The sequence below is a fragment of the Dictyobacter sp. Z7_2 genome (assembly GCF_057551105.1).
Genome location: NZ_BAAJPE010000002.1, coordinates 1,851,276 through 1,863,579, shown reverse-complemented (window position 1 = coordinate 1,863,579; position 12,304 = coordinate 1,851,276). Strand labels below are relative to the sequence as shown.

The 12,304-nt window shown below is 49.7% G+C and carries 11 protein-coding genes; 7 read left to right on the top strand and 4 right to left on the bottom strand.

Annotated features, from left to right (window positions below):
• Positions 1–151: 151 nt before the first annotated feature.
• The 7 genes from AC27N8_RS21360 (at position 152) to AC27N8_RS21330 (ending at position 5,427) form a co-directional block, all read left to right on the top strand.
• A complete protein-coding gene (locus tag AC27N8_RS21360) occupies positions 152–1,087 on the top strand; it encodes an MBL fold metallo-hydrolase (protein ID WP_487069428.1) in 936 nt (311 codons plus the stop codon).
• 5 nt (positions 1,088–1,092) lie between these two features.
• On the top strand, positions 1,093–1,821 hold the full coding sequence (locus AC27N8_RS21355) for a site-2 protease family protein (protein WP_487069427.1): 729 nt from the start codon (positions 1,093–1,095) through the stop codon (positions 1,819–1,821).
• 9 nt (positions 1,822–1,830) lie between these two features.
• Entirely contained in the window at positions 1,831–2,370 is a 540-nt protein-coding gene (locus AC27N8_RS21350; protein WP_487069426.1) for a hypothetical protein, read from the top strand.
• A gap of 2 nt (positions 2,371–2,372) precedes the next feature.
• A complete protein-coding gene (locus AC27N8_RS21345; RefSeq protein ID WP_487069425.1) occupies positions 2,373–3,209 on the top strand; it encodes a segregation and condensation protein A in 837 nt (278 codons plus the stop codon).
• 113 nt (positions 3,210–3,322) lie between these two features.
• Positions 3,323–3,892: a nucleotide exchange factor GrpE gene (locus AC27N8_RS21340; RefSeq protein WP_487069424.1), complete on the top strand. Its 570-nt coding sequence runs from the start codon at positions 3,323–3,325 to the stop codon at positions 3,890–3,892.
• Positions 3,893–3,951: 59 nt separating this feature from the next.
• Entirely contained in the window at positions 3,952–5,025 is a 1,074-nt protein-coding gene (locus AC27N8_RS21335) for a DnaJ C-terminal domain-containing protein (protein WP_487069423.1), read from the top strand.
• 30 nt (positions 5,026–5,055) lie between these two features.
• A complete protein-coding gene (locus tag AC27N8_RS21330; protein ID WP_487069422.1) occupies positions 5,056–5,427 on the top strand; it encodes a MerR family transcriptional regulator in 372 nt (123 codons plus the stop codon).
• Between the two features lie 51 nt (positions 5,428–5,478).
• Here AC27N8_RS21330 and AC27N8_RS21325 read toward each other — a convergent pair whose 3' ends face one another.
• The 4 genes from AC27N8_RS21325 to AC27N8_RS21310 form a co-directional block, all read right to left on the bottom strand.
• Positions 5,479–7,095: a glycoside hydrolase family 3 protein gene (locus AC27N8_RS21325; RefSeq protein ID WP_487069421.1), complete on the bottom strand. Its 1,617-nt coding sequence runs from the start codon at positions 7,093–7,095 to the stop codon at positions 5,479–5,481.
• 173 nt (positions 7,096–7,268) lie between these two features.
• Positions 7,269–9,656 (bottom strand): zinc-dependent alcohol dehydrogenase, encoded by a 2,388-nt coding sequence (locus AC27N8_RS21320; protein ID WP_487069420.1) that lies wholly within the window; start codon positions 9,654–9,656, stop codon positions 7,269–7,271.
• A gap of 160 nt (positions 9,657–9,816) precedes the next feature.
• Positions 9,817–11,073 carry a sensor histidine kinase gene (locus AC27N8_RS21315; RefSeq protein ID WP_487069419.1) on the bottom strand — a complete coding sequence of 419 codons (1,257 nt, stop codon included), beginning with the start codon at positions 11,071–11,073 and terminating at the stop codon, positions 9,817–9,819.
• 64 nt (positions 11,074–11,137) lie between these two features.
• Positions 11,138–11,899, bottom strand: a complete 762-nt coding sequence (locus AC27N8_RS21310) for a response regulator transcription factor (RefSeq protein WP_487069418.1) — start codon at positions 11,897–11,899, stop codon at positions 11,138–11,140.
• Between the last annotated feature and the right edge of the window lie 405 nt (positions 11,900–12,304).

Genomic DNA, 12,304 nt, shown 5'->3' with positions numbered 1-12,304 from the left:
TTGTCGTAACGCGAGCAAGGTTCATGGGAAGTATTTTAACGTATAGCGATGAAGCGGCCTTTTCAAGGCTTTCACGAAACGCTATAATAGGATGAGCCATCTATCATAACTATCTATTATAATAAGTAGGTTGCGTAGGAGCAATAGTTTCATGGTGAATGCTGAGGTATCACATTTCCGGGTCCGATTTTGGGGTGTACGAGGTAGTTATCCTACTCCTGGTCCCCACACGCTTCGTCATGGGGGCAACACGTCCTGCGTTGAGATTCAAGCAGGTGAACAGACACTCATTTTTGATGCCGGTAGTGGCATTATCGGCCTTGGATCTGCTTTAATGCAGCGAGCAAACGGGCATACTTCTCCATGGAATGCCTCTCTCTTTATCACACATGGGCATGGAGATCATCTTGTAGGCTTTCCCTTTTTTTCTCCACTGTTTGATCCTCGTGTCAACCTGCATCTTTTTGGTCCTCAATTAGCGGGTCAGAACATAGAAGAACTGATGACCCCCTTAATGTCTCCTCCGTATTTTCCCGTTGATGTCCGTCTTCTCCCATCGCAACGCACCTTTCATACTCTGACCGACGAACAATGTGTCATCTGGCAAGCCGGGGATCAGAATCCAACCATCTACGCCAGAGAGGCCGAGGCAAAGAGAGCTTATCCGTTGGAAACGCGTGTCTTAACGAGATTTACGCATAGTCATCCTTTAAATGGTGCTATTGTTTATCGTATAGAATATAAGGGCCGTAGCGTCGTGTATGCTACAGATGTTGAGTGGCGCGATGGCTGCGAGCCGGCTTTTCTGGATTTCGTGGCTGGCGCCGATCTTTTAATTCATGATGCGCAGTATACAACGCATGACTATGAGCGAGAAAAACATGGCTACGGGCATAGTACCGTGGCGATGGCAATCGAAGTGGCTCGACTGGCTCGTGTCAAAGAGCTGGTCCTGTTCCATCACGAACCAACCTACGATGACAATCAGTTGGATCGGATGGAAGCGGAGGCTCGGACGAGTTTTTCCCATACACGCTCAGCCTATGAAGGTCTGGAGATTGATCTGTTAGCTTTGAAAGATGAGTAAATTGAATGATAAGTGAGTTGGACGTGTTGTTAGCTCTCATGATAATAGGCTCGTTCCTGTTAGCCATACCCCTGCATGAGTGGGCTCATGCTCAGATGGCCTCCTTATTGGGAGATCGTACAGGTACTACCTCTGAACGTAAAACGTTGGGTCTCTCTACTCATATTGATCCAGTAGGGACATTGATGTCTGTCATTCTGGCCTTTTTGTCGTATTCTGGCCTGGGCTGGGGAAAACCAGTCAAGCCGGACCCGTGGAAGATGCGTATCGGGGCCAATGCTGGAGTCCTTTTAGTCGCGCTGGTGGGTCCGATCTTTAGTCTGCTCATCGGGCTGGCATTTGCGGCACTGACGCGTTTCCTGGTTCCGTTTTTTGACAGCAATATCGCGCTCAGTTTTGTGATGAAGTTAGTCTCAGTTTTTGCGGCCGTGAATATCGGTTTAGCTATTTTTAATATTATCCCTTTATATCCGTTGGATGGATATCAGATCGTCTACACACTCTTGCCCAGCCGACAAGCTGTGCAGTTTTCGCGCTCGGCTGCGTATGGTCCCTTTATCATTTTGATTATCTTCTTTTTCTTGCCTTTTCTGGGACAGTTGTCAGGATTGAGTGGCTTTTTTCTCTTTCAATTAGCCTCCGATATTCGTGACCTGTCTCTCTATCTGGGTTCGCTGGTCGCGGGCTTTAATCTGCAAATCCCCTATTTCTATGGAGTCAATGTATTGCACTAGCAGGAATGTATGGATGTAAAGGCTGTGGTGGTTCTCGTTCTCTATCGCTTGAAGCAGGTATACCAACAACTAGGTCTGGTTCCTCCCGTATCGCGTGAGGATTATGAGGAGGTTGAGCGCTGGTTGCCAGTTTCTGCCCTTCCCCTGTTTAAGACGATGTCTCAGGCAGATCAGCAGCATTGCTTGCGTGTCTGCCGAGGTTTGCTGGCGCATGGATGTCATGAGCCTGATCTGTTAGCCGCTGCTCTTCTGCATGATGTAGGGAAGGCTCAGGGGCGCGTGCCTTTCTGGACGCGTCCGGCGATCGTGCTGGGCAAGCGCTTTGCACCGGCGTTATTGCAGCATAGTTTGATTGCGCTGGATAAGATGGATCAGTTTCAAGGGAGATCCTGGCGTCGTGCTTTGAGCTATGCCTGGTATCATGCAGAGGTAGGTGCAAGATTGGCGGCGACGGTAGGACTTTCGGAACGGGCAATTCTTTATATTCAGACCCATCATCAAGCACACGGTCCGGCGGCAGAACTGTATCTGATTGATGAGGTTTCGTGACTATGCCGGAGCAATCTGATCCCGCTCGATCGCCAACCGAGTTGCCGCTATATTACGTAGTCCATCTGCCTATCTTTGAAGGTCCGCTCGATTTATTGCTCCACTTGATCGAGAAAAGGCAGATGGAGATCACAACGATCTCGCTGGTGGACGTTACTGATCAATACCTGGAGCAGTTGCGTCATTGGGAGCAGCAACAGGTGCTTCCACTTGCAAGCATGGCCGCATTTGTCTCCATTGCCGCTCAACTACTGTGTATCAAATCGCAAAGCCTGCTTCCTCAATCTTCCCACGGGCACAGTTCTAATGAACTGGACAACGCTGCTGCGATGGCTGATGAGCTTCAGAGGCACCTGCTTGAATATAAATGGGCGAAGGAGATCGCTGCCCTTTTGCGACAGCGTGAGGAGCAGGGACTACAAACCTATAGCCGTCCAGGTTTATTGGCGGGCATCGAGGCCCATCTGCAGTGGCGACCTCCTGAACTGGTTGGCGTTGATGCACCCATGCTTGCCGCAGCCTTTCAGCGTGTGCTGGCTCGCAAAGAGCAAGCGCTGGCATCCAATCAGGGAACTGAATTAATGCCAGTGGCTCGCGTGCGCGTCAGCGAGCGCATCGGCGAGATTCGTCAGCGCCTGTTGCAAGCACCCTCTATCTTACTTTCCAGCCTGCTGGAGCAGGAAAGCTCGCGTCTGGTCATCGTGGTTACCTTTATCGCGATCCTTGAGCTCTGGAAGTGGGAGCGTATCAATATTGAACAAGAAAGTGCGATGGGACCTATCCTGCTCTCTCCCGGCCAGCGCTGGTCTGAAGCGTGGCAAGAGATGGTCGATGATTAATACCTATTTAAAACTTGACAGTGTTTGACTCAAGTTTTATACTGGTATTACAATAACACTAAATATTCCTGGCACTAAAATAGATGAACAAGGTAAGGAGAGTTACAAACCTGATGGAAGATAATCGTGACAATTCAGCCGAACAAGCCGATGATATAGAGCAGCAGTCGTTTCCCAATCTAACACATAATTTAGGGAGTACTGGAACTGACCAGCGCGTTGCAGAGCTCGAAGCTCAACTTGCTCAGGCAAAAAAAGAGGTCGCTGATAACTGGAATAAATACGTCGCTGTACGTGCAGATTGGGACAATTTCCGCAAGCGTCAGGAGCGTCTGGTGGCTGATCGCGTGCTGTATCAGAAGAAGACGCTCTTTAATAAGTTACTCGAAGTGCTTGATAACGTAGAGCGTGCGCTGATCTATGAAGATACGATGGATAAGACACAGTTACAGCATACATTGCATATGCTTCAGTGGCAGATGAATGAAGTTTTACGCGGTGAAGGACTCAATGCCGTCGCAACCGTGGGAGAGAACTTTGATCCTTATCTGCACGAAGCGGTTGAAGCGGTTGAAGATAGCGATAAACCTGATGGAGTCATTCTGGAGGAACTGCGCAAAGGATATACTCTTGGTGAAGAGACGCTGCGTCCTGCCCGTGTCAAAGTCAGTGTCGGCAAATAATATCCAGGAGAGGCGTTAAGCATGCCTCATATGCAATCATGTATTAAGAGGGCTGGGACATGGATTATAAAGATTATTATCAAATATTAGGTGTGGCTCGCGGCGCCACAGCGGATGAGATTAAAAAGTCATTCCGTAAATTAGCGCGCAAATATCATCCTGATGTAAATCCCGGCGACAAAAAGGCTGAAGCTAAATTCAAAGAAATTAATGAAGCCTATGAAGTGCTCTCCGATACGGATAAGCGTAAGAAGTATGATACGTTAGGTCCCAACTGGCAAGAGCAATTTGGCCCCAATATGTCTGGGAATGGAGGACGCCGCGCCTATAACTATGCAGGTACAGGCGCAGGCGCAGGCGCAACTGGTCGTTCTCCTTTTGATTTTGATACCAGTGGTGCAACTGGCTTCTCTGATTTTTTTGAAGCACTTTTTGGTCGTGGTACTCCTCCTCCCGGTGGTAGCCGTCCCTCTGGTATGAGCAGCAGCGGTGGTGTACGCGAGGACTTACGTCGTCGTACTGGGGATAACATTGAGCAACCAGTTGAAGTAACTTTTCAAGAAGCTTACGTTGGTGGCTCCAGGACCTATAACATTCAGTCACCCGAGATTTGTTCTACCTGTCGCGGGACCGGTGAGGTGGCTGGGAAAGCCTGCTCTACCTGCGGCGGACAGGGTCAGGTGACACGCAGTAAGCGTATTCAGGTGAAGATCCCTGCTGGCGTCGATAATGGAGCCAAGATTCGTGTCGCCGGAGAAGGTCAGGCCGGTATCGGTGGTGGCCCTCGTGGAGATCTCTTCCTGGTGATCAGCGTGAGACCCGATAACACGTTTGAGCGTAAAGGAGACGACTTGCACGTCGATGTGGAAGTTGAGCTTGTGAAAGCTATGCTGGGTGGCGAGGTCACCGTGCCTACTCCCGATGGTCGTAGACTCTTGCTTTCTATTCCTCCAGAAACTCAGAACGATAAGCAGTTCCGCTTGACTGGCAAAGGGATGCCCCATCTACGTAGCGAAGGCAGTGGAAATCTCTATGCGCACGTAAAAGTGGTCCTCCCCATGCATCTTTCAGCGGAAGAGCGTGCGCTGTTCGAGAAACTTGCACGTAGCCGGGGTGTCGAGGTTCAGTTGTAGCGGGGGATCAGTAAGGAGAGTGGATTAATCATGTCTGAGAATGGTGATGGCGCCTGGTATATTATAAGCGTTGCTGCTCAACGTGCTGAAGTTCACGAACAAACCTTGCGTCATTATGAACGTTTGGGACTGATCTCACCTGCTCGTAAAGGTGCTAGTGCACATAGCCCGCGACTCTATTCGGATTATGATATTGAGCGTGTGATCCATATTCGCAGCTTGATGCGTGATCTTGGCGTGAACCTGGCTGGTGTAGAGGCTATTCTCCATATGAAAGATCGTATGGAGACGATGCAAGATGAATTAACTCAAGAGATGGTTATGTTGCGTGAACAACATGCTGCGGAGATGCGTCGCTTGAAGGATATTATTGAGCGCTTACAACGCGGTACGTTGTCGTGAATACTAAATCGGGCTGCCATCCTCCTGCTGGTGGATGGTAGCCCGATTTTTTTAGGCCTTTGTGGAGGAGGCAGTTGGAATAAGGTTACGCTCCATTTTCAGTGTCAGAACGTGCGTGGCTGCTTCATCGAGACGGCTTTTTGTGAGTGTTCCATTATTCAAAGCATCCTTGATGCCCTGGATCATCGCTTGCATACCGGCAACGTTATAAACTCCCAATAACATATCTTCACCCGCCTGCAAAGCCATCACTCCGGCTTGTGCCAGTGTCAGATGTTTCCCTTTTACCTGGACTCCAAGCATAGTTAGATCATCTGTAATTGCCACTCCTTGATAGCCAAGTTGCTGGCGCAAGATTTTGGTGATAAATGTCGGCGAGAGCTCGGCGATATAGGTTGAGTCAATGGATGGCATCAGCTCGTCTGTTGCCATGATTAAGCCTGGCTGTTCCATCTTATCGGTTGCGTGGATAAACTCTTTGAATGGGGCCAGATCTATCGTGTCGACCTGCTGCGGCGTGTGATTGACGGTGACGAAGACCTCGTGCGGATTGGTAGCTGCGGGCGCACCTCCCAGCCCAGGGAAATGTTTTAATGTGGCGATCGCTCCACCTGTTTGCATCGCCTTGACGTAAGGTCCGGCATAGGCCATCACAGAGTCGGGAGTATCTCCAAACGAACGTTGCTCGCTCCCAATATAGCCGTTACTGGCTGAGACATCGACATCGGGTGCCAGGTTGGTATTGATACCCAAAGAGAGTAGATCCTGAGCGATCTGTGTTCCCTGCTGAGCGGCAAACTGAGGGCTTGTCTGTCCAATCTGATAGGCCGATGGGCGAGAAGGAAAGACGCCAGAGAGTCTTTGGACTTGTCCTCCTTCTTCGTCGGTTGAGATCAATAACGGTAGATCTGCGCGCTGCTGCATCTTAGTGGTATCTGCTTTGGTCTGTGCCAGCGTATTGACTTGATGTTGGAATAGGATGACTGCTCCAGCATGAAGATCGTGGATCATTGCATCAAGTGAGGGCGAATAGCTGTTTTCTTCATAACCCACCATCATGATCTGTCCTATCTCTTCATCCAGGCTCATATTTTGGACATCGAGATAAGCTAGCTGTTGATTGTTCATCCGCTCTGCTATGTGTCTAAGATCGTCTATTTGTTGTGGATCGAGTGGCTGCTGGACAAATCCGCTCACGTTTGTTCCGTTGCTGCTCTGATGCTGAGGCGCAGTCGGTGCCCAGGGATGTTGCTCTATGACGCTGCCTGCGGCGATCAGGAGTGCTAAGGCGGCAAAGGCCACTACCAGCAATGGATTGATCTTGCGTCGCCGTCGAGACCTGCGGTCTTTCGGCGTGAGAGAGGGCAGCACTGGTAGCAGTTGATCCTGAATCGGCTCTTGTGGCAGGGGAGAATCGTATGCCTGGAATTGTTTCAATCCTGATTGCTGATCATGCTCATCTGGCTTCGCTCGCGATGGAAGATGTAAGAATGGTTGGATAGCTGACATGCGCGCCAAACTGTCATCGGTTGGTGCAAATTCGTCCAGATAGTGATGGGTATGAAAAGGAACGTCTGGTTCCTGTTGTTGTTCTGACAGTTGCTGAAAGTCGAAATCTCTTGATGTATCATTCTTTGATGGCTCAAATGGAGATTTCTGGTTGCTCATACTTTAACTCCGATGTCTTGTGCTTTACACAGGCTATCCGCCTTATGATGGATGCAAAGAAAGGAGACGATAAAGTAATCCATGGCTACATAGCTCAATATTTGAATACATATGATAGCAAAAAATTAATCTTCTTTTATCTTACCGTCTCCTACAAATCCCTTTGATTACTCTTAACGTCCCCCTCGACCTTTTTTGCGGTTGCGGGAGCGTTGCTGTCCATAGGATGATGATCTTTCTTTCCTCTGAAACGTATCAACAGAAGCGATAGTTGCAGAATCATCCCCATATGGTATTTCTGGATCGAAGGCTTCATTTTCAACGTCGAAAGAATCGGCCATCTGTTTTTCTTCCTCGTAAGCCATATCAGGCTCAAATGTATCCGGCATATCATGGCTAAATTCGGGATCAGGTTCGACCGAGTAGTTGGAATACTCCTCAAGATCAGGCTCTGCCGCATAGCTGACCGGATCTTCGGGCTCTGGTTCGGGCTCGGACTCCAGGGCGTAACGTGCAGATTCTGTTAATTCAGGCTCATTGTCTGCAAGCTCCTTTTGTTCCGGTTCTGTAGTTGTGGATTGGTCGGCCAGCTCTTCTACAGCGCTTTCTGAGGGGGTAAGATCAGGAGTTACGTCATTCCTCTTAAAGAGCTGCGTAGCAGGCTCCTCATCGTTTACAGAGGCTCTGGTATTGTTCCGTGTGGCGCCGCTCTCCCAGCTACTATCCATGGCTGGTTGAAACGCATTACGGGGTACAGCAGTTGTGGCTTGATCATCCTGATCGAGATCAGTCTCCGTCTGTGGGAAGAGGCCCGTTTTTGATATCAATTGCGTGTGGTCTGTGCCCTCATCCTCGCCTGCATAATCATCATCATCATATCGGGGTGTGATGGGGATGGCTCCAGATACGTGTGGCTCAAGATTGGCAGGGATCTGAGTGTCTGGGACACTCGGCATCTGGGGCTGTGGCCCCGATACATAAGGGCGGGGATTTTTTGTGATATGTTTGGAGATGGCCGGTAATGCTGATGCCGTATCATCGTTATCGAACTCATCGTCGATGGCCGGTGTCTTCGGAGCTTTAGCCAGCTCTTTTGTGTGTGGCTGAGCAGATGGGATCTCTTTCCGTCTGGAGGATGTCTTCGGAGCAAAATACGGATTTTGTGCATCCTGTATCCCACCATCATAGGCAGATGGCTGCTCTTCCCGATAGGGATTACTCTCTTCTCGATAGGGATTGCCCTCATCGTACTCATTGGCAAAGTTGATCGTCGATTGACGACGAATGCGCGGTGCGGAGGCGCGTACGTTGGGCACGACGGATGCCGGTAAGAGCGAGTAATCAAAGACGACTTTGATGGCGCGACTGTCAGCTTTTTTTGTGGCGGTGAGCAGCGCGTGCTTATAGTCATTTACAGCGAAGTGGTGAGTAATCAACTGTTCGGGAGAGATGCTCCCTTGCAACATCAATTCCGCTGCTACTTTGAAGCTTGAAGCCTGGTGATTGCTGTTGGCGGGCCAATATTCCACGCCATGATCGCGACTGCCCAGTAGATTAATTTCCTGGGTCCACAAGGGGGTCATATCGATATTCATGGGATGTAGGCTCAAGCCGACAAGCACAATAGTTCCTTGCGTGCGCACCCAGCGCAGCGCGTGATGCAGCGTATTGTGGTGGAAGATACTTCTCTTTTGACCAACGGTATCATAGATAATATCATAGCCACCTTGCAGGGTGCGATTACCTAATAATCCGCTATACATACGGGACTGCGTTGCGCGTTGGACGCCCACATACGTATCCTGCTGATAAATGATATTAGCCGCTCCCAGGCGGGTGGCCTGCTCGACCTGGAAGGCGTAGCGAGCCAGGACACTGATCTCCGCTTGAGGCACCAGGGCGTGGATGATTTGTTGTGTGAGTAGTCCGACGGTACCAGCTCCAATGATTAGGACGCGATCTTCTGGTTGTGGGAGCTGGCGCAGTACTGCGTGGACCGCTACGGCGACCGGCTCAAGCATTACTGCTTGCTCGTCTGTGAGTCCTGAGGGGACACGAAAGAGTTGTTGTTCATGCAGTAACATCTCTTCGCTCCAGCCACCTCCGAGCGCTGGCGGAGCGACAAACGCTCCATGATCGCAGAGGTTGAAATTTCCGGTGGCACAGGCGCGGCAAAGTGGTTGGACGCCTGCTGTGAGGCAATTTGGTTTCCACTGTAGGACGACACGATCTCCGACGTGGATGCGTTGTACGTCGTCGCCAATTTCGATAACTTCTCCGACGACTTCATGCCCGGGGTAGAAATGTGTATGGTTGGGAGTGGCCGCAGAGGCGATGCGTGGATCGTTTTCTCCACGATAAAGTAGATGGAGGTCGCTACCACAGATGCCGGAGAGGCGATTGCGGACACGGACCCAGCTGTTGTCTGGCAGCGATTGACGTGGCAGATTCTGCACCTGGAGCGGTGAATAAGAAGAAAAATAGATATTTTGATAAAAGCGACCAACGATCTGCGTCAGCAGTACTTTCTTCTGGTCGAGATCCATCGTAGAGGTCCACATAGCGCTATCTTACCTTTATCTGAATGGCTGGCTATAAGTGTTACTCCTACAACCATATCCCCTTTTTTTTACTTTCAGCAGTGTATCATGGTAAAGCAGCGAAGGTCAATGCGTATAGGAAAGAAGCATTATTGCGCCTCTTCTCCGAAGATGTTGTTGATTAATCGGCGCTGGGCAAAAGTACCTTGAATTCTGTGTTACCAGATTCACTATCAACAGTGATTGCTCCATTATGCGCTCTTACAATAGAAGACGCAATAGTGAGGCCGAGTCCTGTACCAATGACTGATGTCGAGTTTGATGAGGCGCGATGACGACCCCGATAGAAGGCCTCAAAGATATGCCCCAGGTCGTCCCCCGGGATGCCATCGCCGTTATCGATGACGCTGAGCGTGACCTGATCTTTTTGCTTATCAAGCTTCAACGTGATCTGACCATCGGGAGCGGGACGCCCATATTTTAGTGCGTTATCCAACAGAATAAAAAGTAGTTGTTTCATGCGTTCTCGATCGGCTTGTACGCCCAGCTTCTCGCTGGCGGCCAATTGTAAGCGAATCGGACGCTCATCATTGGCGCGAGCCTTCGTCTGCTCAATATTTTCGACCGCCAGATCGATCATATCGATATACTGCATCTTCATCGGATGCGTATCGTCCAGGCGTGCCAGCGTGAGCAGATCATTGATCAGCAAAGTCATGCGTTCTGACTCATTTTTCATACGCTTCAGCAGTCGTTGCGCGGTTTCAGGATCATCTATCGCGCCGCGCAATAAGAGATCGGTGAAGCCACGAATCGAGGTGAGTGGTGTACGTAACTGATGGGAGGCGTCCGAGAAGAATTGATGGAAGCGATCCTGGGAAGCCCTCTGATTCTCCTCAGCGGTTTCCAGGCGTGTCACCATTGCATTCAGGCTGCCGGCCAGGCGATCGATCTCATCTTGTGGGGGCAAACGCAGTGGGAGCCGCTCGCGTTGCTCAAGATCTCCCATGGCGATCGCCTGCGCCGCGTCGGTGACACGAAAGAGTGGACGTAACAACAATGATGTCATCAGGTATGCCAGCGCGGAGCCTACCGCGACCAGTCCCAGGACGACGAGCATGACGTAGGTCGATGAAGACTCTTGATACAGCAGGAGATACGAAAAAGCGACCATCAGGATCAGTAGCAAGGCATAAGCGAAAGTCAATTGGATACGTAAGCTAAAGAAAGGGCGCAGCCATGAAGGGGTATCGTTACGCTGATTTCCTCCTCCGATATGTGGATAAGGGGAAGGGGTATCCAGAGGTTGCGTCGTTCCTCCTGCCTTCGATGGGCCAAGCAGGTACAATCCTCGCCATACGGGAGGGCGGTCAGCATACGCCTGATAAAAATGAGCGCCTAACCGATAGCGTAGTCCTGTGGCTTTCTGCTCTGACATGATGTTGACACTCCGCTCGACAAATGGATGATGATCACATGATCGTAACAAGCATCCTACGTAATTATCCCTTTAAAACGTAGCCAACGCCTCGAACCGTAACGATCAAGCGTGGCGAACTGGGGGAGTCTTCGATTTTTTCGCGTAAATAACGGACATATACTTCAATAATATTAGTTTCGCCGAGAAAGTCATATCCCCAGACGCGATTCAGGATCGTCTGGCGGTCCAGCACTTGTCGTGGATGACTCATGAATAAGTGTAAAAGATTGTATTCTGTTGCGGTCAACTCGATGGCGTGTCCACTGCGGGTTACTTCGCGCGTTGATGTATTCATGCGCAGATCCCCAAATTGTAGAACCTGGGTAGAATCGTTAATATTGGCGTCGCCCTGCAAGGATTTGGAGCGGCTTTGACGGCGTAAAATAGCTTTAATACGCTCTAACAATTCGTAAAAGTCAAAAGGTTTGGTTAAATAATCGTCTGCACCGGTCTGCAAGCCTCGAATACGGTCGCCAACCTCATCCTTCGCAGTCAGCATCAGGATGGGGACATCTCGTGTCGTTGGATTGCTACGGAGGCGACGGCAAACCTCCAGGCCATCGATGCCTGGCATCATCACGTCAAGAATCACTAAATCCGGGTCGATACGTTGTGCGAGTGCGATGCCCTGTTCTCCATCTGAAGCTACCTCAACCTGGAAACCCTCGTAGCGAAGGCCAAGGCGAATAAGCTCTATGATATTATCCTCATCATCTACGACAAGAACTTTCAACTGCGGTTGCTGATTCTCCTGGTTTGCTTGCCAGGTAGCACCTTGCTGCATAGTTTTCTCTCCCTGGTGATCTACCATTAAACACAAGCGGGCATCATTTGTAAAAGAACAAGAGTGCCTATGTTTCTACCCTTCATTATAGAGATGTCTCTCTGTACCTGCAAGTCCAATACTTCTGTTTACTCACATTCTCAGCAGAATTTAATCAACAGGAGAGCGTACTTATCGTATACTAATGAGAAACGATATCTGTGTTGATTGTTTGAGAAATGATCTCTTTGTTTGTCATTCCAGATCTGTCGAGCAAGGGAGCGTGACCAGAGAAAGTGAACAAGGTTTGTCAAGTTTATCCTATATTCAAGCACTAAACCATTGACATGCATTCTCTACTGATATATTCTAAACACTAGGTAAAAAGGTATCCTGATGCAGTCACTTTGCCCCAACGAAAGGTCC

Bases quoted from the DNA above. Each gene is read 5' to 3' on its own strand.
- AC27N8_RS21360 (WP_487069428.1), top strand. From the start codon at position 152: ATGGTGAATGCTGAGGTATCACATTTCCGGGTCCGATTTTGGGGTGTA.
- AC27N8_RS21355 (WP_487069427.1), top strand. From the start codon at position 1,093: ATGATAAGTGAGTTGGACGTGTTGTTAGCTCTCATGATAATAGGCTCG.
- AC27N8_RS21350 (WP_487069426.1), top strand. From the start codon at position 1,831: ATGGATGTAAAGGCTGTGGTGGTTCTCGTTCTCTATCGCTTGAAGCAG.
- AC27N8_RS21345 (WP_487069425.1), top strand. From the start codon at position 2,373: ATGCCGGAGCAATCTGATCCCGCTCGATCGCCAACCGAGTTGCCGCTA.
- AC27N8_RS21340 (WP_487069424.1), top strand. From the start codon at position 3,323: ATGGAAGATAATCGTGACAATTCAGCCGAACAAGCCGATGATATAGAG.
- AC27N8_RS21335 (WP_487069423.1), top strand. From the start codon at position 3,952: ATGGATTATAAAGATTATTATCAAATATTAGGTGTGGCTCGCGGCGCC.
- AC27N8_RS21330 (WP_487069422.1), top strand. From the start codon at position 5,056: ATGTCTGAGAATGGTGATGGCGCCTGGTATATTATAAGCGTTGCTGCT.
- AC27N8_RS21325 (WP_487069421.1), bottom strand. From the start codon at position 7,095: ATGAGCAACCAGAAATCTCCATTTGAGCCATCAAAGAATGATACATCA.
- AC27N8_RS21320 (WP_487069420.1), bottom strand. From the start codon at position 9,656: ATGTGGACCTCTACGATGGATCTCGACCAGAAGAAAGTACTGCTGACG.
- AC27N8_RS21315 (WP_487069419.1), bottom strand. From the start codon at position 11,073: ATGTCAGAGCAGAAAGCCACAGGACTACGCTATCGGTTAGGCGCTCAT.
- AC27N8_RS21310 (WP_487069418.1), bottom strand. From the start codon at position 11,899: ATGCAGCAAGGTGCTACCTGGCAAGCAAACCAGGAGAATCAGCAACCG.